Origin of the sequence: Mesorhizobium silamurunense (assembly GCF_014843905.1) — a bacterium.
In the GTDB taxonomy this organism is placed as follows: Bacteria; Pseudomonadota; Alphaproteobacteria; order Rhizobiales; family Rhizobiaceae; genus Mesorhizobium; species Mesorhizobium silamurunense.
Genome location: NZ_LPVS01000053.1, coordinates 19903 through 44459, shown reverse-complemented (window position 1 = coordinate 44459; position 24557 = coordinate 19903). Strand labels below are relative to the sequence as shown.

At 60.3% G+C, this 24557-nt stretch carries 29 protein-coding genes and 1 pseudogene; 15 read left to right on the top strand and 15 right to left on the bottom strand.

What is annotated here, in order from left to right; translation table 11 throughout:
- Window positions 1–2: 2 nt before the first annotated feature.
- Window positions 3–812: a universal stress protein gene (locus tag AU465_RS14655; RefSeq protein ID WP_192248563.1), complete on the bottom strand. Its 810-nt coding sequence runs from the start codon at window positions 810–812 to the stop codon at window positions 3–5.
- Between the two features lie 266 nt (window positions 813–1078).
- On the opposite strand from AU465_RS14655, the gene AU465_RS14650 reads away from it, so the two are divergent.
- The 3 genes from AU465_RS14650 to AU465_RS14640 all read left to right on the top strand — a co-directional run bounded on the left by AU465_RS14650 (window position 1079) and on the right by AU465_RS14640 (window position 4317).
- On the top strand, window positions 1079–2566 hold the full coding sequence (locus AU465_RS14650; RefSeq protein ID WP_192249180.1) for a PAS domain-containing sensor histidine kinase: 1488 nt from the start codon (window positions 1079–1081) through the stop codon (window positions 2564–2566).
- A complete protein-coding gene (fixJ, locus tag AU465_RS14645; RefSeq protein ID WP_192248560.1) occupies window positions 2556–3167 on the top strand; it encodes a response regulator FixJ in 612 nt (203 codons plus the stop codon). The genes AU465_RS14650 and fixJ overlap by 11 nt, the downstream gene beginning before the upstream one ends.
- Before the next feature lie 607 nt (window positions 3168–3774).
- The gene (locus AU465_RS14640; RefSeq protein WP_192248557.1) at window positions 3775–4317 is read left to right on the top strand and encodes an Hsp20/alpha crystallin family protein; all 543 of its coding nucleotides are present in this window, start codon (window positions 3775–3777) and stop codon (window positions 4315–4317) included.
- A gap of 79 nt (window positions 4318–4396) precedes the next feature.
- Here the strand turns inward: AU465_RS14640 and AU465_RS14635 are convergent, their stop codons facing one another.
- Window positions 4397–4591: a hypothetical protein gene (locus tag AU465_RS14635; protein ID WP_192248555.1), complete on the bottom strand. Its 195-nt coding sequence runs from the start codon at window positions 4589–4591 to the stop codon at window positions 4397–4399.
- Between the two features lie 245 nt (window positions 4592–4836).
- Here AU465_RS14635 and AU465_RS14630 point away from each other — a divergent pair, with 245 nt between their 5' ends.
- From AU465_RS14630 to arcC, 8 genes are all read left to right on the top strand, one after another.
- Window positions 4837–5265 carry a DUF2267 domain-containing protein gene (locus AU465_RS14630; RefSeq protein WP_192248552.1) on the top strand — a complete coding sequence of 143 codons (429 nt, stop codon included), beginning with the start codon at window positions 4837–4839 and terminating at the stop codon, window positions 5263–5265.
- Window positions 5266–5268: 3 nt separating this feature from the next.
- Window positions 5269–6006, top strand: coding sequence for a phosphoribosyltransferase (locus AU465_RS14625; protein ID WP_192248549.1), 738 nt, complete (start codon window positions 5269–5271; stop codon window positions 6004–6006).
- Entirely contained in the window at window positions 6003–6452 is a 450-nt protein-coding gene (locus AU465_RS14620) for a pyridoxamine 5'-phosphate oxidase family protein (protein WP_192248546.1), read from the top strand. The genes AU465_RS14625 and AU465_RS14620 overlap by 4 nt, the downstream gene beginning before the upstream one ends.
- 90 nt (window positions 6453–6542) lie before the next feature.
- Window positions 6543–7787, top strand: a complete 1245-nt coding sequence (locus AU465_RS14615) for an MgtC/SapB family protein (RefSeq protein WP_192249177.1) — start codon at window positions 6543–6545, stop codon at window positions 7785–7787.
- Between the two features lie 121 nt (window positions 7788–7908).
- Entirely contained in the window at window positions 7909–9375 is a 1467-nt protein-coding gene (gene arcD / locus AU465_RS14610; protein WP_192248543.1) for an arginine-ornithine antiporter, read from the top strand.
- Between the two features lie 11 nt (window positions 9376–9386).
- Window positions 9387–10601, top strand: a complete 1215-nt coding sequence (locus tag AU465_RS14605) for an arginine deiminase (RefSeq protein ID WP_192248539.1) — start codon at window positions 9387–9389, stop codon at window positions 10599–10601.
- Window positions 10602–10612: 11 nt separating this feature from the next.
- Complete coding sequence (argF, locus tag AU465_RS14600; protein ID WP_192248536.1) at window positions 10613–11614, top strand: ornithine carbamoyltransferase; 1002 nt, start codon at window positions 10613–10615, stop codon at window positions 11612–11614.
- A 1-nt stretch (window position 11615) separates the two neighbouring features.
- Window positions 11616–12518, top strand: coding sequence for a carbamate kinase (gene arcC, locus AU465_RS14595; RefSeq protein WP_192248533.1), 903 nt, complete (start codon window positions 11616–11618; stop codon window positions 12516–12518).
- A gap of 119 nt (window positions 12519–12637) precedes the next feature.
- Here arcC and AU465_RS14590 read toward each other — a convergent pair whose 3' ends face one another.
- The 4 genes and pseudogenes from AU465_RS14590 to AU465_RS14580 form a co-directional block, all read right to left on the bottom strand.
- A complete protein-coding gene (locus AU465_RS14590; RefSeq protein WP_192248530.1) occupies window positions 12638–12994 on the bottom strand; it encodes an SHOCT domain-containing protein in 357 nt (118 codons plus the stop codon).
- Window positions 12995–13124: 130 nt separating this feature from the next.
- On the bottom strand, window positions 13125–14096 hold the full coding sequence (locus tag AU465_RS14585) for an alpha/beta fold hydrolase (protein WP_192248527.1): 972 nt from the start codon (window positions 14094–14096) through the stop codon (window positions 13125–13127).
- Between the two features lie 107 nt (window positions 14097–14203).
- A pseudogene (locus tag AU465_RS37810) lies at window positions 14204–14403 on the bottom strand (hydrolase); the annotation flags it as partial.
- On the bottom strand, window positions 14345–14701 hold the full coding sequence (locus AU465_RS14580; protein ID WP_210325105.1) for a hydrolase: 357 nt from the start codon (window positions 14699–14701) through the stop codon (window positions 14345–14347). The pseudogene AU465_RS37810 and the gene AU465_RS14580, both read right to left, overlap by 59 nt.
- 121 nt (window positions 14702–14822) lie before the next feature.
- Here AU465_RS14580 and groL point away from each other — a divergent pair, with 121 nt between their 5' ends.
- Complete coding sequence (gene groL / locus AU465_RS14575; RefSeq protein ID WP_192248523.1) at window positions 14823–16445, top strand: chaperonin GroEL; 1623 nt, start codon at window positions 14823–14825, stop codon at window positions 16443–16445.
- Between the two features lie 66 nt (window positions 16446–16511).
- Window positions 16512–16688, top strand: a complete 177-nt coding sequence (locus AU465_RS14570; protein WP_192248520.1) for a hypothetical protein — start codon at window positions 16512–16514, stop codon at window positions 16686–16688.
- Between the two features lie 119 nt (window positions 16689–16807).
- Here AU465_RS14570 and AU465_RS14565 read toward each other — a convergent pair whose 3' ends face one another.
- From AU465_RS14565 to AU465_RS14535, 7 genes are all read right to left on the bottom strand, one after another.
- Window positions 16808–17398 (bottom strand): universal stress protein, encoded by a 591-nt coding sequence (locus AU465_RS14565; RefSeq protein ID WP_192248516.1) that lies wholly within the window; start codon window positions 17396–17398, stop codon window positions 16808–16810.
- Window positions 17399–17456: 58 nt separating this feature from the next.
- Complete coding sequence (locus AU465_RS14560) at window positions 17457–18272, bottom strand: universal stress protein (protein WP_192248513.1); 816 nt, start codon at window positions 18270–18272, stop codon at window positions 17457–17459.
- A 399-nt stretch (window positions 18273–18671) separates the two neighbouring features.
- Window positions 18672–19097 carry a DUF3775 domain-containing protein gene (locus AU465_RS14555; protein ID WP_192248510.1) on the bottom strand — a complete coding sequence of 142 codons (426 nt, stop codon included), beginning with the start codon at window positions 19095–19097 and terminating at the stop codon, window positions 18672–18674.
- Entirely contained in the window at window positions 19075–19962 is an 888-nt protein-coding gene (locus AU465_RS14550) for a nucleotidyltransferase family protein (RefSeq protein WP_210325104.1), read from the bottom strand. The genes AU465_RS14555 and AU465_RS14550 overlap by 23 nt, the downstream gene beginning before the upstream one ends.
- Window positions 19959–20342 carry a c-type cytochrome gene (locus tag AU465_RS14545; RefSeq protein ID WP_246506095.1) on the bottom strand — a complete coding sequence of 128 codons (384 nt, stop codon included), beginning with the start codon at window positions 20340–20342 and terminating at the stop codon, window positions 19959–19961. Before AU465_RS14545 ends, AU465_RS14550 begins: the two co-directional genes overlap by 4 nt.
- Window positions 20343–20496: 154 nt before the next feature.
- Window positions 20497–20880 carry a phasin family protein gene (locus tag AU465_RS14540; RefSeq protein WP_192248507.1) on the bottom strand — a complete coding sequence of 128 codons (384 nt, stop codon included), beginning with the start codon at window positions 20878–20880 and terminating at the stop codon, window positions 20497–20499.
- Window positions 20877–21074 carry a hypothetical protein gene (locus AU465_RS14535; RefSeq protein ID WP_192248504.1) on the bottom strand — a complete coding sequence of 66 codons (198 nt, stop codon included), beginning with the start codon at window positions 21072–21074 and terminating at the stop codon, window positions 20877–20879. Before AU465_RS14535 ends, AU465_RS14540 begins: the two co-directional genes overlap by 4 nt.
- 218 nt (window positions 21075–21292) lie before the next feature.
- Here AU465_RS14535 and AU465_RS14530 point away from each other — a divergent pair, with 218 nt between their 5' ends.
- Together AU465_RS14530 and AU465_RS14525 are read left to right on the top strand one after the other, a co-directional pair.
- Window positions 21293–21826 carry a flavin reductase family protein gene (locus AU465_RS14530; protein WP_192248502.1) on the top strand — a complete coding sequence of 178 codons (534 nt, stop codon included), beginning with the start codon at window positions 21293–21295 and terminating at the stop codon, window positions 21824–21826.
- 97 nt (window positions 21827–21923) lie between these two features.
- Window positions 21924–22751 (top strand): universal stress protein, encoded by an 828-nt coding sequence (locus AU465_RS14525; protein ID WP_192248499.1) that lies wholly within the window; start codon window positions 21924–21926, stop codon window positions 22749–22751.
- Window positions 22752–23530: 779 nt separating this feature from the next.
- On the opposite strand, the gene AU465_RS14520 is transcribed toward AU465_RS14525, so the two are convergent.
- Together AU465_RS14520 and AU465_RS14515 are read right to left on the bottom strand one after the other, a co-directional pair.
- Entirely contained in the window at window positions 23531–23962 is a 432-nt protein-coding gene (locus AU465_RS14520; protein WP_312891253.1) for a baeRF12 domain-containing protein, read from the bottom strand.
- A gap of 134 nt (window positions 23963–24096) precedes the next feature.
- Window positions 24097–24393: an ArsR/SmtB family transcription factor gene (locus AU465_RS14515; RefSeq protein WP_192249154.1), complete on the bottom strand. Its 297-nt coding sequence runs from the start codon at window positions 24391–24393 to the stop codon at window positions 24097–24099.
- Window positions 24394–24557: the final 164 nt, after the last annotated feature.

Below are 24557 nucleotides of genomic sequence, written 5' to 3'. Positions count from 1 at the left end.
AATCAGTTCGACAAGAGGCGATTGATACCGCTCTCGCCGATGAGCGTGCGTGTGACCCCACCGAAAGCCCATTCCCGCAGCCTGCTATGACCGTAGGCACCGGAGACGATAAGATCCGCGTGGATTGAGCGCGCAAACGCCACTAGTCTATCACCATCCGCGTCGCCAATGATCACTTCGGTGCGGGCCGCAATACCATGCTGTTCCAGAAACACCGCGACATCCGCGAGCTCGTTCCGGACATCTTGTCCAGAGTCGGCCTGAATGGTGGCAACGACAACCTCGTTGGCCTTGGCAAGGAAGGGCAAGGAATCGGATAAAGCCCTTCGTGCTTCCTTGCTGTCCTTCCAGGCGACCAGGACGGTCTTTCCGAGGACATGTTCGGCGTTGCTCGCGGCGACCAGCACCGGTCGGCCTGCGCCGAGCACAAGACTAGCGATATCGAGAGCGCGAAAGACATTCTCTCCTCCCTCACCCGTTACGATAAGGTCGGCAGAACGCGCTACCAGCCCCAGAGCTCGGGTCGGGCCGCAAATGTACTGCACCCATTCACTGCTGATCGAGGCTGGAACAAGCCGCTCGAAATCTTCTCGCAGTTCGGCGAGGCGCTTCTCGATTTCCGTCCGCTGGATCTGCATGACCTCGCCTTCGTAGACGAGCCCGTTGTCGGTCGCTACCAAGGGCGGCACGTCTGCCGCCGCCAGGCCGATGAGGTGTGCTTCAAAGCGCCGAGCCAGCTCCGCAGCAAGCTTGACGATCGGCGTGGGATTTGCGTCTACGGCGAGGTTAACGATTATCGTTTTGTAGGACATGCGGGCACCTCACGGGAAATGGGTTGATCCCTAATGCTCTCTCGCGGGGGGAAGCACTTTGACATGGGTCAAAATGGGTGGAGCGAGTTGTTTGCGAATGGATGCGTGGGTGCTAAACCAGCGGTCGGCAGTGTTCTCTCAATGCAGGGCAAGATGTGACAAAGAAGGGGCCAGCTTCGTTTGCGGACGCCGTCGCCAAGACGCCTGCTTCGTCAATTCATCCAGCACAGCATCACAATGTGCCCGAACATCAGCTTCTCGCACGGATGTTCGATCGGGCTCCCGGCTTCATGACCTTGCTGAAAGAGCCTGGCCATGTATTCGAATTTGCAAATGCCGCTTACAAGCGAATGGTCGGCGAGCGGAACGTTATCGGCAAATCTATGCGCGAAGCGTTTCCCGACCTTGAAGGTCAAGGCTTTTTCGAACTGCTGGATCGCGTCTACGAAACCGGCGAGCCCTATGTGGGCCGAAGTGTGAAGGTCGTCTATCGCAACCTCCAAACAGGCGCCACAGAGGAACGGATCCTCGACTTCGTCTACCAGCCCGTGAGAGCAGCCGACGGGCAGATCACTGCTATCTTTGTTCAAGGCACCGACGTCAGCGATCTGTCGTTCGCCAACGCTGCGCTGCAGTTGCGTGAGGATCACCTGCGTTCGATCCTGGCGACGGTGCCCGATGCGATGATCGTCATCGATGAAAGCGCTCTTATCCAATCCTTCAGCACGGCAGCAGAGACATTGTTTGGCTACAAAGCCAGCGAAGTCATCGGTCAAAACGTCAAATTGCTGATGCCCTCGCCTTATAGGGAAGAGCACGACACATACATGCAGCGTTATCTGACGACAGGAGAGCGCCGCATCATCGGGCTTGGGCGCACGGTAACCGGGATGCGCAAGGATGGATCGACCTTCCCGATGGAACTCGCCGTCGGCGAAATGCATCCGGGAACCGGCCGCTTCTTCACCGGCTTCTGCCGCGACCTGACGGAACGCCACAGAACGGAAGCCAGGATGCAGGAGCAGCAGCAGGAGCTGCTTCACATGGCAAGATTCACCGCGCTCGGCGAAATGGCCTCGACATTGGCGCATGAGATAAACCAGCCGCTGACAGCCATCACGAACTACCTCAAGGGCAGCCGCCGTCTCCTTGAGAAGAGCAAGGACGAGAATGCCGCCATGTTGCAGGAGGCTGTCGAGAAGGCTGCCGAGCAGGCCCTGCGCGCCGGCGACGTCATCCGTCGCCTCAGGGACTTTGTCGCCAGGGGCGAAAGCGAGCGTCAGGTCGAATTTCTGCCGGCGCTCATCGAGGACGCCTCATCGCTGGCTTTGGTTGGGGCCAGGGAGGCGGACGTGCGTGTCAGTTACGATCTCGATCCGGCGGCCGAACTTGTTTTGACCGACCGAATCCAGATCGAGCAGGTGTTGCTCAACCTGATGAGAAACGCCGTTGAGGCCATGCAGGACGCGCCTCGCCGGGAATTGCACGTCGTTACCGTGGCAAGACAAGACGGCATGGCGGAAGTTGGCGTAATTGACACGGGCCCGGGACTGGCGTCTGAGGTCTCAGCTCAGCTCTTCCAGCCTTTCGTCACCACCAAGAAGCATGGAATGGGCGTCGGCCTATCTATTTGTCGGACTATCGTCGAGTCGCATGGCGGTCATATTTGGGCCGAGTCGATGCCTGGCGGGGGAACTGCATTTCGGTTTACCTTGCGTGCCGTAGAGAAGGAAGAGGTCGCCGGTGGTCAGTGATGTCGTTCATGTCGTCGATGATGACGTCGACGTCCGCAAGTCGCTGGGTTTCCTTCTTGCGACGGCCGACTTCGCCGTGCGCCTGCATGAATCGGCCACCGCATTTCTGGCAACGGAACCGAAGGAGATCGACGGCTGCATCGTCACCGATGTGCGCATGCCCGGCATTGACGGCATCGAGTTCCTGCGGCAGCTGAAAGCACGCGGCCTAAGCGCGCCAGTGATTGTGATGACAGGGCACGCCGACGTCGCCCTGGCGGTCCAGGCGATGAAAGAGGGAGCCGCCGATTTCATCGAGAAGCCATTCGATGACCAAGTGCTGATCGACGCAATTCGCTCGGCTCTGGACACCCGCAACCATGCCCGTGCGGCGCACCCGCAAACCGCCGACATTCGGAAGAATCTGGCCATGCTCTCGGAGCGAGAGCGCCAGGTGCTCGACGGCCTTGTTTCCGGGCTGCCGAACAAGACGATTGCCTACGATCTTGGGATCAGCCCGCGAACTGTTGAAATCCATCGTGCCAATGTCATGAGTAAGATGGGGGCCGGCAGCCTCTCGCATCTGGTACGCATGGCCTTGATTGCCGACCCGAAGAGCTAGTTCGGATTCTGCAAAGAGTCCTGCCGATATACCTGTGGCTTCCAGGCGCGCCAGTGGGTCGGATGTATGTCGAGGCGCGCCCCGGTTACCACGTTCGTCCAACCTGCCGACGCCTTCTCACAAGGGAACACAAGCGCGTGCACACCATCGTTGTCGATGACGGCCAGTTCGAGATAGCAACCGGATGGTGCGCTTTCGATGGGATTCCACATTCGATCAGTGTGACGGAAGATCCGTCTGGCGCTTTGATTTGAATCACTTTTTGGCCTGAGGGCCTTTCGCGGCGAATCCGCGGTCCGCTGAACGCGCATGATTTTGGCTCAATGATCCGAAATCGCCTCTTCTTCGGGCTTGTTTGATGCGGATCAACGATGGCTGCTGATACCGGTGCTTTGATGCCGACCTCGATAGCTCGAGCATGAATTGGCGAAGCGGGCGCGACGATCCGCGCCAAACGCGGAAATCGCGAAGCAAAAGGACCAGTTCAGCGAGGATGTCTGTCGAGCGGGTCCGCTGACCTCTCGCTCTAGCGCCTGCTGGGTAACCTGCGGGTGGAAGAGCGGAGGCAGCGGTACTTGCTGATTAACCTATCTTATGGAGAGAAACCATGGCTGAAGCCGCAACGAAACTGCCCGTGAAAACCGACAAGAACGCTCCTGCTTCCGTCCGGACTGACAATTGGATGGGGTCGTTCGAGAGCCTGCGTCGCGAAATCGACCGGCTCTTCGACGACTTCCATCCGTTTGATTTCCGCGTGCCGTCCACCCGTACGCTCTTCGGCCGCGAACTGCCTACACTGCGTAGCGTCGCCTGGCCGGTGGCGCCGGCGATGGATCTGGTGGAAAAGGCCAACGAGTATGAGATCACGGCCGAACTGCCGGGCATCGACGAAAAGAATGTCGAGATCAAGCTTGCCAACCACACGCTGACGATCAAGGGCGAGAAGAAGGAAGAAAAGGAGGAAAAGGAGAAGGACTACTACCTCTCCGAACGCCGCTACGGCTCCTTCCACCGCTCGTTCCAGTTGCCTGAGGGGGTCGACGTCGACAAGATCGACGCCAGCTTCAACAAGGGCATTCTTACCGTGAAGCTGCCCAAGACGGCCGAAGCCCAGAAGGCCGAGAAGAAGATCACCGTCAAGGCCGCATAACGGCTCGAATGATCACTTCCTCAGTGCGCCTGGGAGGTGCGCTGAGGAAGAAACCGTCCGCCTGACGGGCCTGGCTCGCTTACACCGCTGGATCGTCTGCCTTGGAAGGAGTAACTGGCTTCAGGGCTGTCTCCGCCTGGCGTTCCGCGATCTCGAGCTTTTCCTTTTCACGCGCAAGCAAACCCTGAATCATCCACCGCTTTCCCGGGTCGGTTTCCCCGGCGAGCAGTTCTTCAAAATGGGCGATGTTGGCTCGCGCAATGAACCGGTCCACGACAGTTTCTCAATTGTCGACAAGACGCATTGTTTGGAGACTATACCCAGTGGCTTCGGTCGCCCACCCATGCTTGTTCACATCTGTGGCAGCCGGTTCCAAACTGAGTTCGGGTGCCGGCAGGTCCCGAAGCATCTCCTTCGCGACACCAGTCGGTTCAAGCATGAACCGGGCGTCAAATTGACCTAACGCAATGCGCGCAGGTCTGAATGGCGGAGAAAGGAACAGATTGGAGGATCGCAACGATGACACACTCCGTTTCACACACGTCCATCATACATGCTGCCGAACAGGCACAGCAATGGGTGAACGAACTCGCCAAGGACTTGGATTGGAACGAGCAGAGCGCGTTCCGCCTGCTGAAATCGGTCCTGCACACTTTGCGCGACTGGCTCTCGCCGGAGGAAGTGGCTGATCTGTCGGCCCAACTGCCAACATTGATCAGAGGAACCTATTTCGAAGGCTGGAAACCAACCGAACTGGCATACGAGCGCAAGAAGCGCGACTTCGTCATTTGCGTCAGAAAAAGCTTCGGCTATGAGCCAGAGGTGGACATCGACAAGGCAATCGGAGCAGTATTCCGACTTCTCGACCGTCACATCTCCCATGGCGAGATCGTCCAGGTCCGGAATTCGATGAAGAAATCGCTCCGCGAGTTGTGGCCGGAGGGATGACCGATGTTTCGCGATCGGCAGGAGGCTGGCCAGAAACTTGCAATAGAGCTCGCCAAGCTCCGGCTGCAGGATCCGGTTGTCCTGGCCTTGCCTCGAGGTGGCGTTCCCGTAGCCGCTGAAGTAGCCAAGGCCCTCAAGGCGCCACTTGATCTGGCCATCGTGCGTAAAGTTGGGGCACCGGGCAATCCGGAACTTGCTGTGGCCGCAATCGTGGACGGAGATCCCCCGGACGTCGTGCTCAATCGGGAAATCGTCGAAGCCTACTCGCTTGACGACGATCAGCTTCGCGTTCTGATTGCAGCGGAACGTCCCGAGCTCGAGCGACGCCGCACGGCATATCGCGGCAAGCGTCCGCCCCTGTCGGTCGCCGGCAAAACAGCGATTGTTGTCGACGACGGAGCCGCTACCGGAACGACGATGAAGGTCGCGATCCGCGCGCTTAAGCGGCGTTCACCTCGCGAAATCGTGGTCGCCCTTCCCGTGGCGCCGACCGAGACTTTGACCCAGCTTGCGTCGGAGGCGGACTGGACCGTCTGTCTTAGCCAACCGGGGCGTTTCGGAGCGCTTAGCCTACACTACCTCAATTTCCCGCAGCTCTCCGATGACGACGTCACCTCTATCCTTGAGGAGACGGCCGTACGCTGGACGCTGGCCGACATCGCGACCCGACAGTCGCCGCCTACGGCACGGCTAGGAAACGGAGCGGATCAGCTGCAAAGAACTAGGAGGACGGACCGATGATCATCCGCACTCTTTCCACTCTGGAATGCACGAAGCTATTGGCAGCCAATCGGTTTGCCCGCCTTGCCTGTGCCAAGGATGGACAACCCTATATCGTACCGTTCTACTACGCCCATGCGGACAATCACCTTTATGCCTTTTCCATGTTGGGCAAGAAGGTCAATTGGATGCGCTCCAATCCTCTCGTGTCAGTTCAAGTCGACGAAATTGTTACGGGACGAAGATGGAAGAGCGTGGTTGTCAACGGCCGCTATGAAGAACTTCCTGACCGGATAGGACACAAGGCACAGCGCGATCATGCCTGGGCTTTACTCAGCAAGCATGCCGACTGGTGGGAACCCGGCGCGCTGAAACCGGGCACGCCCCCGGTCGAGGATGATCTTCCGCACGTCTTCTTCCGGATATTTATCACGGAGGTTTCGGGTCGAGAGGCGCTGGAGAGTTGATCGTACAATGGTGAGGCCGAGCCGAAGCAATGCCATACGTTGCCGCTGGCCCAAGTGGCTGGTTTCTCCGTCAATTTAGGACAAACTGCCGTGGACTCGCTCATAGCCCGGCTCGGCGTCGCCCTGGCTATAGGACTACTCGTCGGCTTGGAGCGTGGGTGGCGTGAGCGCGACGCGCCCGATCGCAGCCGCACAGCCGGCATTCGGACATTCGGCATTTCGGGATTGCTCGGCGGTATCGTCGCGGCTTTGGCCCAGGCGCTCGGCGCGAATTCCGTATTGGTCGCCGGCTTCCTCGCCTTCGCCGGCATCTTTGCATGGTACAAGGCACGCGAAGCCGCGCATGATGAGGATTTCAGCGTCACTTCCGTCATCGCGGGCCTTGCCGTCTTCGCCCTTGGAGCCCTCTGTGTGGCCGGCGATTTCCGGGTTGCAGCCGCGGGCGGCGCGGCCCTCGCGGCACTTCTTGCAAGCCGCGAGATCTTGCATGGACTCCTGCAGCGCCTGACCTGGATAGAGCTTCGCTCGGCATTGATACTCGCAGCAATGACCGCGATCGTGCTGCCCCTGCTGCCTGACCGCACCTTGGACCCCTGGGGCGGCTTCAACCCGCGCGAGATTTGGCTCCTGACGGTGCTGATGGCCTCAATTTCGTTCGCTGGTTACGTCGCAGTGCGCGTTCTCGGAAACGCTCGCGGCTTGATTGTCAGCGCCCTTGCCGGCGCGATTGTCTCGTCCACCGCTGTCACCCTGTCGCTGGCTCGCGCCGCCAACACAGCAAACAATCCCTTATCTTTTGTGGGGGCGGCTTCGCTGGCGGCAATGGTTTCGATCTTGCGAGTCTGCCTCATCGTTCTGGCATTGGCGCCGGGCGTGGCCGCGTTCATCGCCACGCCCGCGCTCGTTGCTGCGCTGGCATTCGCCGCCTGCGGAGCAATCGCATTGGCAATTCACGGCCACAAACCGGAGAGTCCTGGCGTGGCGCGCAATCCATTCGAATTGGTGCCATTGCTGATCTTTGCGCTGCTGTTCGCATTCGCATCAACAGCCAGCGCCGCGCTGGCCTCGCAATTTCAGGAACAGGGCCTGCTGGCGAGTTCCGCTATTGCGGGCGCGTTTGACGTCGACGCCTCAGTGCTCAGCGCTCTGCGCCTGGTCCAGCATTCAATCTCGATCGAAACGGTAGGACGTGCGGTGCTGACGGCGCTGATGGCGAACGCGATCGGGCGCCTGTCTCTTGCGGCATTCGCAGGTCCGGTGAGATTCTGGCTGCCGCTGGCCGGCATGACTTTGATTGCCGCCGCTGCGGGTTACTGCGCCATGCAACTCCTGTAGGTCCGTACGAACTTTGTCTGCGCTCGGCGGTCGCCGCAAGGAACTGGATTTGACCAGCGTCAAGGCGCTGACCTCTCTGTCCTGTTGAATCCTCCCACTGTCCGCAATTCGGGAGGGCATCATGTCCACGACAGAAATCAATATCCCAATCCGGGAAGCCAGGGCGACGGCATCGACGAAGCTGCGACTGGGGTCCCTGACAGCGCTCGTCATCGGCTCGATGGTCGGTTCCGGCGTGTTCAGCCTGCCGCAGAACATGGCAGCCGGCGCCGGCCCTCTGGCCATCCTGATCGGCTGGGCGATCACCGCCGTCGGAATGCTCGCGCTGGTGTTCGTGTACCGGTCGCTGGCAGTTCGCCGACCCGAACTCGATGCGGGTCCCTATGCCTATGCCAAGGCAGGGTTTGGACCCTTCATGGGGTTCAACAGCGCCTGGGGCTATTGGATCAGCGCATGGGTCGGCAACGTGTCCTACGCCGTGATTGTATTCAGCGCGCTGTCCTATTTTTTCCCAGCCTTCGGTGACGGGAACACGTGGCAGGCGGTACTCGGCGCGTCGATCCTGTTGTGGCTGATTCACTCCCTCATTCTTGCAGGCATTCGTCAGGCCGCGGTCGTCAACACCATCGTGACAGTGGCCAAAATTGCGCCTGTGGTCCTCTTCGTTGGCGTCGTCGCCGTCGCTTTCAAGCTTAATGTCTGGTCGCTCGACTTCACCGGGCTCGGCAACGCCTCTCTCGGCTCCATCGCCGCGCAAGTGAAGAGCACGATGCTGGTGACGCTATGGGTCTTCATCGGCATCGAGGGTGCAAGCGTGTTTTCTGCCCGGGCAGAGCGCCGAAAGGACATCGCCACCGCAACCGTGCTCGGCTTCTTTACCTGCCTCGCGCTTTACGCTTTGGTCTCGCTGCTTTCGCTTGGCATCCTGAGCCAACCCGAGCTTGCAGCCCTAAAGAACCCGTCGATGGCGGGCGTGCTGGAGGCGGTTGTCGGGCCCTGGGGCGCAGTGCTCATTAATCTCGCGCTCGTGGTCTCGGTCGTCGGCGCCTTCTTGAGCTGGACCTTGCTCGCCGCCGAGATACCGCATGTCGCCGGCAAGGACGGAACGATGCCGAAATTCTTCGGTCGAGAAAGCGAGCGCGGTGTTCCCTCGACATCGCTGCTGATCACCAATCTGCTCGTCCAGGCCTTCCTGGTAATCACGCTCTTTGCGCAGAGCACCTACCAGGCTCTCTTCTACATCGCCTCGGCTGCCATCCTCGTACCTTACATCTTCTCCGGAGCTTTCGCCGCCAAGCTGGCTTGGACAGGGGAAAGCTACGAGAGCGGCGAGCGGCGCGCCGGACCTCTCTTTGCCGGTGTGCTGGCGACGATCTACGGGCTGTGGCTGATTTACGCGGCCGGACCTGCGTATCTGTTCATGTGTGCGATCCTCTACGCGCCGGGCATCATCTTCTACGTCTGGGCCCGCCGCGAGGGTAATCAGCGCATCTTCCACCCGGTGGAAGCCGTCATTGCAGTCGCGCTCGTCGCTGTAGCTCTCCTCGCCGTCTACGAGATGTGGACCGGCGCCGTCAGCGCGCTTTGAGGGGACCTCTCATGGCGAATCTCGGGGTCCACTCGGAAGTCGGCCGCCTCCGCGAGGTGATGGTCCACAGGCCGGATCTCAGCCTGCGCAGGCTGACGCCGGAGAACTGCAAGTCGCTACTGTTCGACGACGTGCTGTGGGTGAAACGGGCGCGCCAGGAGCATGACATTTTCGTCGACGCCTTGCAGGAACGCGGCGTGACGGTTCATCCGTTCAGCGAACTTCTCGCAGAGACCATGGGCCTCAGCGAGGCACGCGACTGGCTTCTCGATCGCCGCGTGCATGCTGGCGTGGTCGGGCTGGACATGGTCGACGAGATGCGAGGATGGCTGAACGAAATGCCGGCGGACCTGCTGACGAACTATCTCGTCGGCGGTATCGCTCGGGCCGAGCTTCCGTTTGAGCCCAAGGGCCTGACCGGAAGGACGCTGGCGCCTCAAGACTTCGTGCTGCCGCCGTTGCCGAACCAGCTCTTCACCCGCGACAGTTCCTGCTGGATTTATCGCGCGGTTTCCGTCAACGCCATGTATTGGCCCGCCAGGCGACCCGAAGCGGCTAACGTCGAGGCAGTCTACCGCTTCCACCCGCATTTCCGTGACTGTGGCATTCCGTTCGTATCGCCCCAAGCCGGAACAGGTATCAGCCTGGAAGGAGGCGACGTCATGCCCGTCGGCGGAGGCGTCGTTCTCGTCGGGATGGGAGAGCGCACCACGCCGCAGGCGGTTGGCGACCTCGCCCGCAGCCTGTTCGCCGCCGGCGAAGCAACGCACGTGATCGCTGCGCTGATGCCACAAGATCGCAGCTTCATGCATCTCGACACCGTTTTCACCTTCTGCGACCGGGACCTTGCCACCATGTATCCGCCCGTGGTCGAGCGGCTGCGCACCTTCTCAATCCGTCCCGGAGACGGCGATGCAGCGGTCGAGGTCAGGGAAGAAAATGCCCCCTTCACCACGGTCGTCGCAGAGGCGCTTGGGCTGAAATCGCTCCGGATCATCGCCACCGGCGGCGACCGCTACGAGGCCGAACGCGAGCAATGGGACGACGGCAACAACGTCGTCGCAGTCGAGCCGGGTGTTGTCATCGGCTACGACCGCAACGTCTACACCAACACGCTTCTGCGCCGCGCGGGGATCGAGGTGATCACCGTCGAGGGCGCCGAGCTCAGCCGCGGCCGCGGCGGCGGCCACTGCATGACCTGCCCTATCGCTCGCGATCCCCTCTGAAAGGAAGACCAATGTCGATCAACCTGCATGGCCGCTCGGTGCTTTCGCTGGACGACCTTTCGGCCGAGGAGATCCGGTTCCTCCTGAAGCTGGCGGCCGATCTCAAGGCCGCCAAGCAGGCCGGGCACGAGATACCGCGCCTGGTACGCAAGAACATCGCCCTCATCTTCGAAAAGGACTCTACGCGCACACGGACCGGGTTCGAAGTGGCTGCCTATGATCAGGGTGCGCACGTGACCTATTTCGGACCCTCCGGCAGCCACATCGGACACAAGGAGTCCATGAAGGACACCGCACGCGTGCTTGGCCGCATGTACGATGCGATCGAATATCGCGGCTTTGCGCAGCATCAGGCCGAGCTGCTTGCCGCGCATGCCGGCGTGCCCATCTACAACGGCCTGACCGACGAGGCGCATCCGACGCAGATCCTCGCCGATTTCATGACCATGCGTGAATTCACGCACAAGCATTTGTCCGACGTGACCGTCACATTCGTCGGCGAGGGTCGGGACAATGTCGCGCAATCCCTGGCCGTGGGCGCCGCCAAGGTCGGCATCGACATACGTATAGCTTCACCCAAGGAGCTTTGGCCGGACGACGAATTCTGCGCCCATGTGAGAACCCTGGCGGAGCGCAGCGGCAGCCGCTTCAGATTGGACGAGGACGTGAAGAGCTGCGTCGAAGGCGCTGATTTCATCTACACGGATGTCTGGCTCTCCATGGGCGAGGACAAGTCCGGCTGGCCGGAGCGCATTCGTCAGCTGACGCCCTATCGGGTGACGAGCGAGGTGATGTCGGCCAGCGGCAATCCGCATGTGAAATTCATGCATTGCCTGCCGGCATTCCACGACACCGAGACCGAGGTCGGCGCCTATGTCGCGCGCGAATTCGGGATCGACTGCATGGAGGTTACGGATCAGGTGTTCGAGTCGGGCGCGTCGATCGTGTTCGACCAGGCGGAGAACCGCATGCATACGATCAAGGCGCTGCTCGTCGCCACGATCGGCAACTGAGATGCTGATCGTCGCAGCTTTGGGCGGGAATGCGCTGTTGCGGCGCGGTGAGCCGATGACGGCTGAAAATCAGCGCGCGAACGTCAAGCGCGCCGCGATCATTCTGGCAGCGCTCATCGCGGAAGGCCACTCACTCGTCATCACGCATGGCAACGGCCCGCAGGTTGGGCTGCTTGCGCTCCAGTCGGCCTCGTCGAAAGACGGTGCCTTCCCACTGGACGTTCTCGGCGCCGAGAGCGCCGGCATGATCGGCTACATGATCGAGCAGGAGCTTGCCAGCCTTGCGAGCCACAAGCTTTTTGCGACGTTGCTGACGCAGGTGAAGGTAAACCCTCGCGATCCGGCCTTTGCGCATCCGACGAAACCGATCGGCCCTGTCTATGACGAGGCGACCGCACGACAGCTTGCAGGCGAGCGCGGCTGGGCAGTTGCGCCCGATGGCGACAAATGGCGTCGCGTCGTGCCTTCGCCGCGGCCTCTCGAGATACTGGAAGTGTCCGTGATCTCCTATCTGGTCGAGCACGACGTCGTCGTGATCTGCACGGGCGGCGGCGGTGTCCCCGTGATCGCTCGCAAGGACGGCAGCATGATCGGAGTTGAGGCCGTCGTTGACAAGGACCTGGCGAGCTCGCTTCTGGCGCGTCAGTTGAAGGCCGACATGCTGCTTATGCTGACCGATGTCGATGCTGTCTATGTCGGCTACGGCACGCCGGACGCTCGCGCGCTTGGCAAAGTCGGGGCAACAGAATTGTCCGGGCGCGATTTCCCGGCCGGCTCAATGGGCCCCAAGGTAAGCGCCGCGATCGAATTTGTCGAAGCCACGGGCAACCCGTCGGCGATCGGGCGGCTCGAAGACGCAGTGGAGATCGTCAAAGGCCGGCAGGGCACCTGGTTCGAAGCATAGCCTCGTTTCGGACCTCGGCCTTGCGAAAAGGTACAGGCAGGGGTTCGTCACATTTCGGAGGCCAGCCATGGGCGCGCTCCTTCAAGAGGTGGCCGGCGTCCTACAGGGCGCCAATACTCCTATTCGCCGAGCACACGGCGCCTTTCCTCGAATTCTTCCTTATCGATCTCGCCGCGCGCAAATCGCTCCCTGAGAATGTCAAGGGGTTTGGCGGTTGAATGATGCGGCAACACTGGGCCCGACCATGGTCCGCCCAGCCAGCGGACGAGTGCGACTGCGGCCAGCATCAGCACCGCGAGGAAGAGGATCATGAACAGCGGACCGAAAATCATCGCGTACCAACCTCCGCCCCACATCATGTGCGGTTCCCAATCATATCTTCCAGTGTCGGAAGGCGCCTGCGCCCACGCCAAAGTGGGGATAAGGGCCAGAGCGGCGTTCGCTACCCCGACGGACTTCACCAAAGCCTTCGTCATTGGCCTGCTCCATCCTGAATGAAATCATTCTACGCCATTGATCAGGTTTCGCTTTGCGCGAGATCAACCGTCCCTTCGATGGAGAAACAACAACGAACCGATCATAGGCTTGCCCCGAGCAGATGATTGTTCACTGTCCTGATAGGGTCAGGCCCACGCCACCCAAAAACGCGCGGATCGCTTTGCGGACCTCCTGCACCCGTCCAACCAAAAGATGTCCACCGGTGTCGTGGACGACCAGCTTTGCACCGGGAATCTTTCCCGCTGTGAATTCGGCTGCCGGCAGCGTGTTAAACAGATCGTCGCGCGCGGAGATGATTATTGTCGGTGCAGTGATTTCTTCCAGCGGCAGCTCGTGTAACTCAGGGGCGCTGTCGATGTTGATTCCAGGGAAGCGCAGCGACAGCGGTTCAACGCTCCTGACGAAGCTCATGACGCGGTCCCTCTCGGCCTGGGGCGCAGCCGCCACCAGTGCCGGCCGGACGCCGAGGAAGCGAATGAGTACCGACGGTGCGATATTCTCGGCGACCCACCAGGCGAAATCGCCGCCAGCATTGACGGCCCAGAATGCGAACTTGTTGCCGCGACCGACGTCGATCGAGACCGGACTGGTCGGCGAATAAAGGGCTGGGACGACCAGAATGAGAACAGCGACCTTGTCCGGGTGCCGAAGTGTCAGCTCGACGGCAGAACGGGCGCCGGCCGAAACACCGATAACCACCGCTTTGGGAACATTCAATCTAGAAAGCAGCGCCGCGTGCGCGTCGCCCTGCGCGGCTGGAGAGGCGTCTTTCGGAACGGGCGTCCGCAGATAGCCGAAGCGCGAAGGCGCGACGACCCGAAAGCCCCCGCCCAGAAGATCAGCAGCAAGGGCAAGGCCTTGGTCAAAGCCGCCGCCGGCGCCGTGGATCGATAGCAGCGGAACGCCGGCGCCCTTGTCGGCGTATTCGATCTGGCCGATGTCAAGCTTGGCGACTAGACTGCCACGGCTGACGGTATCGCGCAGACGGCCAAGCTCGTCCCTGTAAAGCAAGAAAGCCATACCGGCCGTGATCGCTACCGCGATGAGCATGATCAGCAGGAAACCGCCAACTCGATTCATTGCGAATGCTCCTCCAAGCAGTGCGCTCGACTCCGTCTCCATCACTTGGAAGTAAGTTACCTTTTCTCAATGCCTTGAGTGACGGCTCCGCGCCGTGACCTGCGAAGCTACGGCCGTGACACCAACGACATAGTTCCGTAGGCTTTGGCGCATTTCGGGCACGTCGTATAGAAGAAGAGAGGTCGCGCGGCTCTGATTTTCGATCGCGCGCGATCTGCCGCATCTCCTCGTACCACTGCCTTACCTCGCTATACGGGCCTTCGAACACCTCCGTCAGAAAGTCGCCGCTCAGTGTGATCATTTCTTCCTCGGGAACGGCTTTGGAGAGTGAAAAAAGATGTTCGCTTGCCCAAGGGGAGAGAGTCGCGGCTGAGAACGAACTGGCCGCCGGCCGAAGCGCCGGCAGCGTCGATGTGCTGGTTAACTCTGGCGAACACGCCGCCCATGTTTACGGGGACATGCATGACGCTGCGGGTCGTCGCTCTCACGAATGGCTTGTTGCGGAAGTGTAGTTCCTGATCGTCCCAGCCGCCAGGATTGAATTTGGGACAGCAGCCAGTCGTGTTCACGCTGGCATCGTAATGCGGCGTCTCGTTCGTCTGCATGGCCATCTCCTGATGTGAGAGCACATCAGTCAACCCGGCCCGGAATAGCGATTGATGCGCATCAAAGCCGGTCGGCGGCAACGCGCCTATGTAGATGGGTCTGGCAGTCTGGGAGACGACTATGGCTCACAAACAGGTATTGTTCCGCTCAGCAGCGCGCGAAAAGATCCTTCGCGGCGCCACCCAGCTTGCAGATGCCGTGCGGGTGACGCTCGGTCCGCGCTCGAAGTCGGTTCTGATCGAAAAGAAATGGGGCGCACCAATTGTCTGCAACGACGGCGTGACTATCGCCAAGGAGTTCGACCTGAAGGATCCGGAAGAGAACCTCGGCGCGCGCATGTTGAGACAGGCGGCCGAGAAAACAGGCGATATGGTTGGCGATGGAACGAGCACGTCGACCATACTCGCCCATGCCATGTTTGCAGACGGCGTACGCAACGTGGTTGCCGGTGCGAGCGCAATCGACATCAAGCGCGGTCTCGACCGTGCGACGAAGCGGGCAATCGAAACGCTCAAGCAAATATCGCGGCCAGTCTCGACCAGGCGCGAGAAGGAACAGGTGGCGACTATCTCCGCGCACAATGATCCGCTCATCGGCGAACTGATCGGCGAAGCCATGGAGAAGGTCGGCGGCGAAGGCGTCATCACGGTCGAGGAATCGAAGACCACCGAAACGGTCCTCGACGTGGTCGAGGGAATGCAGTTCGACCGTGGCTTCCTCTCCCCCTATTTCGTGACCGACCCCGAGAAGATGGAAGCGGTGCTGGAAGACGCACTCGTGCTGATCGTGGAGAAGAAGATCGCTTCGCTCAATGATCTCATCAAGCTGCTCGAAGCCGTAGCGAAATCGGGTTCGCCTCTGCTGGTGATTGCGGAGGATGTGGAGGGCGAGGCGCTTGCAACGCTGATCGTCAATCAGATCCGCGGCACGTTCAAGAATTGCGCCGTGAAGGCGCCGGGTTTCGGCGACCGTCGTAAGGCCATGCTGCAGGATATTGCCATCCTGACGGGCGGGCAGGTCATTTCCGAGGACATCGGCCTCAAGCTCGAGAACGTCACGATGGCACAGTTGGGGCGCGCGAAGCGCGTAGTGGTCGACAAGGACAACACCACGATCATCGGCGGCAGCGGCGACCAGAAGGCCATCAAAGGGCGCGTCGAACAGATCCGCCGCGAGATCAGCGACACCACAAGCGACTATGACCGGGAGAAGCTGCAGGAGCGGCTGGCCAAGCTCGCCGGCGGGGTGGCCGTCATTAAGGTCGGCGCCCCCACCGAGGCCGAGATGAAATCGAAGAAGGAAGCGCTCGACGACGCCATCAGCGCCACCAAGGCCGCTGTCGCGGAGGGCATAGTGCCCGGCGGCGGACTGGCTTTGCTGCGCTGCATCGGTGTGGTCACGGATGAAGAGGCGCGTTGCGAAGGCGACGAGCGAACCGGCGTCCAGATCCTCAAGCGCGCGCTCGAAATGCCTGTGCGCCAGATCGCCGAGAATTCGGCTGTCGACGGCGGGGTGGTCGTCGCCAAGATGACCGAAGGCAAGGGAAATTTCGGCTTCGACGCCGGCCGCAAGGAATATGTCGACCTCGTCGAGGCCGGCATCATCGACCCGACCAAGGTCGTGCGCGTCGCGCTGGAGAACGCCGTCTCCGTCGCCAGCGTCCTGCTCCTGACGGAAGCGACCATGACCGATATTCCGGAGCCGGCAAAGGAGCGCTCACTGGAACCGGAAATGACCATGTAGGCAGCAAATAACGCTGGGAGCGGGAAACTAAAGGGCCGGCTTGCGTGCGGAAAACGGGAGTTCAGAATGGCAAAGCGAACAGACAAGATCAAGGTCGGCATGGATGTGGCCGTAAGATGTCGCGTTACCGACACCTGGCAAGATGATCAGGGAGATCAGTGGGCCATGGTGCTCATCGAAGGCTATGACGTTCCGGTCACGTTAAAGGCGGTCCACTTCTACCCCTTTAATGATGACGACTAGCGCATTTCAGATTTCACTTGGCTTTCAAGCCTGAAACAAGCTGCCGTCAACCAATGTCCGCGAATACGGCATTCTTAGCACCAGGCGGTCACGAAACGCGTTGCGCTGTGAGAACGCGCCTAGTGAGACATCAACACCGGCAGGCGCAGGTCCGATAGGATGCCCTCTGTTGCCCCGCCAAGCACAAAGTCCCGAAGGCGAGAATGGCCCCATCCGCCCATGACGAGAAGATTGCCGCCTATCTTCACGGCGTGCTCCTGAAGAGCGATGCCGATTTCATTCTTGCCGGTGTGAATTGACTCGGCCTTCGCCCGCAAGCCGCGCGCCCCAAGCCCATGTGCAAGGCGTTCACCGATATCCTGGCGCGGCAACACCTTCTCGTCCGTTACGGTAACGATCGATACTGCCGACGCCGGTTCCAGGAACGGTTTGGCGTCGGCCACCGCCCTTGCAGCCACCCGGCTGCCGTCCCAGGCGATGACGACATGGCCAATCGTGCCGACGTCCTTCTCACCCGGAAGGATCATCGTCGGCCGGCCAGAGCTGAACACCACCTCCTCGGCGGTCATCCGGGCGGTCTCGTGGTTCGCCGTCCAGCCTACCAGGCAGAGATCGAAGTAGCGTCCCTCCCTGGCGGCGGCCTCGCCCATCAGGGCTGGCTGCGCTTTCAGCTCATGTCTAGTCAAGAACAGGGATGCCGAGAGCTGCATGGGCTTGTCCCCTTGATATTACGTCTAGGTGGCCGGCGGACCCGACGGCTGTGGCTGTTCAGTTCGACAGCAGCCTATGGAACGAGCCCGACCTGAGCAGGGTTCGAGTCGCGCCCCCGAACGCCCATTCTCGGAACCGGCTGTGGCCGTAACCACCGGCCACGATCAGGTCGGCCCCGATTTGATCTGCGACGACTGTGATCGAGTCGCCCGCTGACAATTCGTCGCTCTCCATCAACTGGGACTGGGCCTTAACTCCGTGTTTCATCAGGAAGCGCACAACATCGGCCGCGCCATCTCGGGCAGCGAGCGTCCCCTGCTCGGCCGTATTGAAAACAGTCACCTCCTTGGCATTGCGCAAGAAGGGCATCGCATCGATCACAGCGCGCCGCGATTCACGGCAGTCTTTCCAGGCGACCATGACTTTCTCGCTCTTTAGGGCGCTAAGATCATCCGCGGCTAACAGAACGGGCCTTCCAGCGGAAAGGATCAATGCACCCGGATCAATTGTCCTGTGGAAGTCGCCGGCAGAAGCTGCAGGGGGCGGCCCGGTGATCACCAGATCGGCTGCGCGTGCGTGCAGGGCAACAGCGCGCGTGGGATCGTCAAGTTCAGCACGCCATGACGCACGCTCATTGTTGCCGACGACCGCTAGGAACTCCTCTTTGAGCTCCTTCATGCGATCTTCCAGCTGTCGCAAAATCGCCGCCGCGGCCAGCGGGGATTCGCTCGGCGACATCAACATGGAGGCCTCGCCCGCCGTTAGTGCGATAAGATCCGCCTCGAATTTCCTCGCGATCTCCTGCGCGAAAATCAGGCGCGGCGTGGCTGGTGCGTCGATGTCGAGCTGGACCAGTATTGTCGTGTAGATCATATCCAAACTCCATCAGGAGCAGGTAGATCAGCACGGTCCATGGGCACCCGCTTTGATATGCATCAAGGTCGCTGGAGAAGGGTCGATATCGTTGATATCATTTAGTCGACGACGCGCCAGGGTTCGCCCGACCAGCCATCTCCAACCCTTTTGCAGAGCCTTTTTGAAGGCTTGGACAGTAGAACGCAGTGTCTTCCAGGCTCGCCAAAGAAGTTGATGCGGACGATATCGCCTCTCTTGATCATGACGATACCCACCCCGCGAAGCCGTTCTTGTACTGTCCGATATGTGTTCCACGAGTACCACTTGGCCTGCCCTGACTGGGTCGCCACAACGCTTAAGGGCGGTTCGTCGGAAGGACCTTGATCAATGTCAACGGACCGGTCGGCGACACGCTCTCTAGTCGCCACAAGACAGGCCAATTGCATCAAGACCCGCCTCAAGGTGTTCACCCAGGAGCGGGTTGCCGCAGAGGTAGCCGGCTGTGTGCTTGTTATGGGCGTAGGTGGCCTGCTGGCGAACCTCTTCCCAATCACCGGCCTGGCCGTCGTCCCTGCCGAGCCACATCAACGCCACGAGGTCGATCTGCTCGTCTATGGAGAGCTCCGAGATCAGTGACCCTAGCTCTTCACGCACGGAGTCGTCGTCATGGTCCTCAAGCACGGCAATCTCATTATCGTCCGTCGGATTGGATCCCGTGTCCGACTCGCCAGCGGCAACCTTGACGTCGAATTCATGTGCCTTGGCGATTATGAAGCAGACTTTCCGGACGGGAACTGTCAGCTCAGGCGTCTCGGCATCTTCACTGCCGATTCCGCGTTTCATTCGATATCTCCTCTTCGTCTTCGGCGCTTTCTCTTCCACGGATGATGCGTTTACCGAGCCATGACCCGCTCGAGACCAGGCACGCCGTCCTTGTGATAGTAGATGACGACCCAGTCGGACGTCTTATGAAGCCGGTGCGCGAGCTGGCTGTTTGAGAACATAGCGGTGAAATGCAGTCACCGTGGCGGGCATGCAGGATGGGTAACCAGGCATCGCCGGCGGGATTGAAACGCTTCGGCGCTATCTTGCGCAACTGGCCCGCACTCGCGCGCTCACGGTAGATCCGGTCGACCTGCAAAAGCTGCGAGACTGGTGGGCGAGCGGGTATGGTTCGCCGGGGGAGTGTCGGCACGCCGAGGCCTTCCGCGATGGCCGCAGCTATCATTCGCATGCGCCTCGGCCCGAGGCCTTTCACATGCAGCTTGCCGAAACGAACGGCATGCTCGAGCTCTTCCAGACGCTCGATCTGGCCTTCGGCGGCAAGGCGGCGAGCCAGCCTCGCGCCGATGCCGGGGGTGCTCCGGAACAGGACCTCGGGCGCCAGTTCTCCTCGCAAACGATCCAATTGCGACCAGCGCCCGGTGCTGACCATTTCCGCGATCGCGCCGGCGATACCCATTCCAACGGCGGGAAGCGCGATCAATCCCTCACGGCCGTCCTGCAAAAGTATCTGATCGAACGTCGCGATCACAACGGCGGCCCACCGAAAAGCCTTGGCACGAAACCTGCCCTCGCCCTGCTGCACGAGTAGATCAGCATAGTCACGCAGCCTGCCTGCAACCTGCAAATTGATGGCCGGCAAGCTTCGGGAAGCGCCAGCCGTTGACGGGACAGCATGAATGCCGGTCTGAACAGTCCCCATCATCGATCGAGGCTCCCGATGTAGGCGATGATGGCCTCAATCTGATCGGGGGTGGCCACGAACTCGGGCATGTCCGGGTGACCGGTGGAAATCCCCTCGGCGAGCGCTTCTTGCAGGTCTTCGAGCGGATAGCGCAAGTGCAACAATCTAAAGGGCGGCGCGTCGGGATGGGTGCTTGGTCCGGCCGTGCCAACCGCATGGCAGCGTGCGCAGTTCGTTTCCACGAGCCTCTTGCCGTATGCAATTTGCGAGTTATCGCCCGCCCGACCCGGAAATGCGAAGACGACAGCGGCGACGGCAAATGCCACGATTCTGAATGCTTTTCGACGTTTCATGCCCACCGAATACCGCACGAAGGAATGTCGAGCCTTGACTTGGCTCAAATGCCGCGCCGTACCTAGCGAGATGCGTCGAGCGCCAAGCAAATGGGCTTCAGGTCGCCTCCTGCACGGACTTTGACTGGCCGATGGATGTGGCTGTCCCGGTGACGTTCGCGAAGGCAGTGAAGACAACTTCTGGCCCGCTCTCCGCGCGTTCTCAGGCAGGCAGGGTAGCCGCAGCCATGTCGTTGATCGTCGTTTCCACCTCTTTCCGAACTCGCTCGGCTGTTTCCGAAGCAAGCTTGGCGCCGATGGAAGCGAACTTGCCAACCTCGTTCGCGTAGTCGGAAGTGGCGTTCTGAACAAAATTCACGAACACGCCGAAGGCATCGACGAATTCGTCGCCACCCGTCAGCCTATCGAGGAGCTTCAGATCATCCTCAAACCGCCGTTTGAGGAACGACGCACCTTCGATCTGGTAGCGCAGCAGCGCGCGCATCGAATGCGCCTGCAGAGCGGCGCTGGCGCGCATGAACTTCTGTCCGGATTTGGCGAAAGGGAGCAGCTCCGGCGCGCGGAGCTCTTCTGCATTCCAGATCATGATGTCTTTCCTTTTGCTCCTCGCTTCAATGTCTTGTTTTCGGCTTGCGAAGACCATGAGCTGCGCCCAAAGCCAAAGCTTGCGGGCGCTCGCTTGCCTCTTTTGGAAGAAGGCAGCTCCAGATAGAGCGCGGCTCCAGCCATGGAGGCGAGGGAGAGCACCGCCCCCCACAAGAGGATGTCTTCAGCGGTCACGGATGAAATCCTTCGTTAGTACCGACAAAACACTCGCAGGACCCGTTCAATCCGGCATTGATCGTGATCAACCGGTGTCGGTTGCCATGTCGCTTCGATCAACGCCCTTTCCTCGACGACCCCGCATCGCAGCTTTGACCCGGATCAAGGCGAAGGGGGACATTGGCCGTAACAAGTCGACGAGAACAAATGCTGCGGGTGCGTATCGAGGGACGAGGATGAAGGACCTGCCGCTTGCCGAAGTGTATCGGCTGATCGAACCAGGTCCGGTCGTTCTGCTGACGACCAGATCCAGGCAAGGTCGCGCGAACGTAATGGCCATGTCTTGGCACATGATGGTGGAAATTGCGCCACCGACGATCGCCTGCGTTGTGTCGAGCAACGACTTTTCGTTCTTCCCTTTGCGTCAGACAAAGGAGTGCGTAATCGCACTTCCTGCCGTTGAACTTGCAGAGAGGGTCGTCAAAGTCGGCAACTGCCCTGGTCGCGATACGGATAAGTTCGCGACAGCTTGGCTGACACCGTTGCGCGCTGAGCAGGTGTCGGCGCCGCTGGTGGCCGAATGTTTCGCCAATCTCGAATGCCGCGTTGTCGATACGCGCCTGGTCGACAGATACAATCTGTTCGTCCTGGAGGTTCTGAAAGCCTGGATCGATCCGGCACAGCCAAAACCGAAGACGATCCACCACATCGGGAACGGTGCCTTCGTTGTGGACGGCGAAGTGATCCATTTCGAATCCCTTATACCCTGATGGCTCGCGAGGCGCATTTTGATCCGCATCAAGGTGAAGTCCTATCCGCGCGGTAGTTTTTTAGCGCATCGAAACATTCAAATCGAAGGCGCTTCCGATGACCTACAGATCCATTCTTTTGAACCTTGGCATCGACGGTCCGATCGAACCGCTGACGCGGATTGCCATCGATCTTGCCAAACGTTTTGACGCGCGTCTGATCGGCTTCTGCGCTGCTGATGCGCCGTTGCCGGTAACGATGGCGCCCGAGGGCGCGGCCATCGCGGCCGAGCTCTGGGAGCAGTCGAGGGATGAAATTCGGCAAAGGCTTGGAAGCGTCCGAGGCGAATTCGAGAGTCTCGTCGCCGGAGCGGTCAAGACGGATTGGCGCGGCGCGATCGAGAACCCGGATCATGCGCTGGTCAGAAGTTCCCGTCTCGCCGACCTCATCGTCACCAGCGCCTCACAGGGCGCATCCAAGGGCGACTCCTACCGCACCGCCGATCCGGGCAGTCTGGTGTTGCGTGCCGGCAGGCCGGTGCTGGTTGCGGCCCATGGCGCCGCAAGCCTTCCAGCCGGCAAGGTCGTCATCGCCTGGAAAGACACGCGCGAAGCGAGGCGCGCCGTGGCAGACGCTGTGCCACTGATGACCCTGGCCAATGACGTCACCATCGTCGCGGTCGATCGCAATCCGGATGATTGGATCAAGGACAGCGTCAAGGACGTGGCGAGCTTCCTCGCCGGCCACGGTATCAAGGCGCGTACCGAAGTCATCAAGACGGACGATGATCAGGCCAACCGCCTCCTTGATTTCCTCGCCTCGATCAATGCCGAATTGATCGTATCGGGCGCCTACGGACATAGTCGTTTGAGAGAATGGGTGGTCGGCGGTGTCACCCGTTCGCTGCTCAACGAGTTCTGGCTCAATCGACTGATGTCGAGCTGATGCCCGCTCTGAGTAGCAAAATGGTAAAGGTGACAGGGCGCGGAGCCGCTGTCGCCTTGCCTCCCAGGGGGAACTCGCTGGTCTTTCTTCGGCGGGTAGGCACGCTCGGCGGCCTTACGTTCCGACAAGGCGTGCACCGGCCTTCGAGTCTCGCCGCACCATTACCGAGGACGTTGACCTTGATCTCCTCCGCCTCGAGCTCCGCATTGCGCTTCAGCGCATTCTCGATGCGCTTCTTGATATCATAGGTTGACGCCGCGGGTTGATCCGACTGTCAGCGGTTCTTTTCGATGCATTGATCAAGATCAAATTTTCCCCCGCATATTCGGGCATATGCTTTGCAACCAGACACTTAGGGTATCTTCACTTGATGAGAAACGCGGTCGCGAGGCTTGTTGATGCGTGCAACGCCGAAAGGAGCAAGGGATCGGACTTCCCAACCATCTGGAGGGATGTCCTGAAGGCGCACCCGTGCGTGCGCGGGCAACCGGTCCAGGACAGTGGGGAGGACGGTCCCGTCTTAAGAGTTCCTCTGATCACCGGCCAATTCCTCGTCTTCTTGGGTTCGCATTTCTCGCTTCTGTGAGCTGGGCGTCCGAAGAGTTCCCCGGGTCGGTTGGGCGCGCCTCCCGCACCACCATTCGATGATGAGGGATCGAACTTCGGGTAACGATCGGGAAATCGCTGCCTCGTTCAAGGCTGAGGCGCTGCATCAATTTGCCCTGGACCGAAACCGTGTTCAGGCTCTAGTCGGCTCAAGGACCGCAGCGTGCCGATCCTCAGGCGATCGAAACGGCGAACTTGATCGCCTCCGCCGAATGCTTGACGAAGTCCTTGCCGATCTCGCCCAGCAGCTTCGCATTCAATGACGGCTGGTAGTGCCTGCGCATTTCGCCAAGCGTGCGCGGATCGGCGATCACCAGGATGTTCTCGCACGCTTCCTCGCGAGCTTGATGGTTGAGATAGCTCGCAATCGATGCGGCAAAGTCGTCTTCACGCAACCGCGACTCATCCGGGTTGGCAGTAGAGCTGCGATGCCTGCCACCGGACCCAGCGCGAGCTATCTCAAGGACGGGATCCTCGACTTCAACCAGTTCGAGATGCGGTTCGTGGCCTTTGTTGTGGAACAGCCGAAGCCTCTCGCCATCCGTGACCGCTACAAGAGTGCCATTGCTCAGGATCATTTGTTTCTCCGCAGTCGGATCAGGCACGCACGCCTGATGATTTCATTGCTATGCAAGCAGGCAATCCCAGATCGGGGCGAAGCGCTTTGACATTGATCAAGACCGGAAACGTCACCTCCGCCTCTGATGGATCGAGGCTTAGACAAGCAGGATTGGTCCAGCTAACTCGGGCAGAAAGCCGAATGCAGCGCCCCGATAACAGTCAGCACTTCCGGCCTGGTGATGCGGTAATAGACGGTCGTCCCTTCGCGACGGGCTTCGACCAACCCGTCGGCCCTGAGCCGCATAAGCTGTTGTGACATCGGCACCTGGTCGATGTCGAGAAGTTCTCGCAGTTCGGCCACCGAGCGCTCCTCATTGCCGAGGGCGCATAGCACCAGCAACCGCTGCGGGTGGGACAGACTTCGAAGCAGCTCCGCCGCCTTGGCTGAGGCCGGGATCAAATCTCTTACATTCATATTCTTGAATTTATAATCTTTGAATGTTATATTCAAGCTCACCGTTCGGGCTCATCGGACGACGTCACCTTACAATTGTACCTCGCCTTTGGAAATTGAGCCCGATCAACGCGGAACGCGACTTTCCCACGCATGATGCTGCGAAAGATCGAACCAACGGGAGC

Coding starts and splice junctions, on each gene's coding strand:
- AU465_RS14655 (WP_192248563.1), bottom strand. CDS start 812: ATGTCCTACAAAACGATAATCGTTAACCTCGCCGTAGACGCAAATCCC.
- AU465_RS14650 (WP_192249180.1), top strand. CDS start 1,079: ATGTTCGATCGGGCTCCCGGCTTCATGACCTTGCTGAAAGAGCCTGGC.
- AU465_RS14640 (WP_192248557.1), top strand. CDS start 3,775: ATGGCTGAAGCCGCAACGAAACTGCCCGTGAAAACCGACAAGAACGCT.
- AU465_RS14630 (WP_192248552.1), top strand. CDS start 4,837: ATGACACACTCCGTTTCACACACGTCCATCATACATGCTGCCGAACAG.
- AU465_RS14625 (WP_192248549.1), top strand. CDS start 5,269: ATGTTTCGCGATCGGCAGGAGGCTGGCCAGAAACTTGCAATAGAGCTC.
- AU465_RS14620 (WP_192248546.1), top strand. CDS start 6,003: ATGATCATCCGCACTCTTTCCACTCTGGAATGCACGAAGCTATTGGCA.
- arcD (WP_192248543.1), top strand. CDS start 7,909: ATGTCCACGACAGAAATCAATATCCCAATCCGGGAAGCCAGGGCGACG.
- AU465_RS14605 (WP_192248539.1), top strand. CDS start 9,387: ATGGCGAATCTCGGGGTCCACTCGGAAGTCGGCCGCCTCCGCGAGGTG.
- argF (WP_192248536.1), top strand. CDS start 10,613: ATGTCGATCAACCTGCATGGCCGCTCGGTGCTTTCGCTGGACGACCTT.
- arcC (WP_192248533.1), top strand. CDS start 11,616: ATGCTGATCGTCGCAGCTTTGGGCGGGAATGCGCTGTTGCGGCGCGGT.
- AU465_RS14590 (WP_192248530.1), bottom strand. CDS start 12,994: ATGACGAAGGCTTTGGTGAAGTCCGTCGGGGTAGCGAACGCCGCTCTG.
- AU465_RS14585 (WP_192248527.1), bottom strand. CDS start 14,096: ATGAATCGAGTTGGCGGTTTCCTGCTGATCATGCTCATCGCGGTAGCG.
- AU465_RS14580 (WP_210325105.1), bottom strand. CDS start 14,701: ATGCAGACGAACGAGACGCCGCATTACGATGCCAGCGTGAACACGACT.
- groL (WP_192248523.1), top strand. CDS start 14,823: ATGGCTCACAAACAGGTATTGTTCCGCTCAGCAGCGCGCGAAAAGATC.
- AU465_RS14570 (WP_192248520.1), top strand. CDS start 16,512: ATGGCAAAGCGAACAGACAAGATCAAGGTCGGCATGGATGTGGCCGTA.
- AU465_RS14565 (WP_192248516.1), bottom strand. CDS start 17,398: ATGCAGCTCTCGGCATCCCTGTTCTTGACTAGACATGAGCTGAAAGCG.
- AU465_RS14560 (WP_192248513.1), bottom strand. CDS start 18,272: ATGATCTACACGACAATACTGGTCCAGCTCGACATCGACGCACCAGCC.
- AU465_RS14555 (WP_192248510.1), bottom strand. CDS start 19,097: ATGAAACGCGGAATCGGCAGTGAAGATGCCGAGACGCCTGAGCTGACA.
- AU465_RS14550 (WP_210325104.1), bottom strand. CDS start 19,962: ATGATGGGGACTGTTCAGACCGGCATTCATGCTGTCCCGTCAACGGCT.
- AU465_RS14540 (WP_192248507.1), bottom strand. CDS start 20,880: ATGATCTGGAATGCAGAAGAGCTCCGCGCGCCGGAGCTGCTCCCTTTC.
- AU465_RS14530 (WP_192248502.1), top strand. CDS start 21,293: ATGAAGGACCTGCCGCTTGCCGAAGTGTATCGGCTGATCGAACCAGGT.
- AU465_RS14525 (WP_192248499.1), top strand. CDS start 21,924: ATGACCTACAGATCCATTCTTTTGAACCTTGGCATCGACGGTCCGATC.
- AU465_RS14515 (WP_192249154.1), bottom strand. CDS start 24,393: ATGAATGTAAGAGATTTGATCCCGGCCTCAGCCAAGGCGGCGGAGCTG.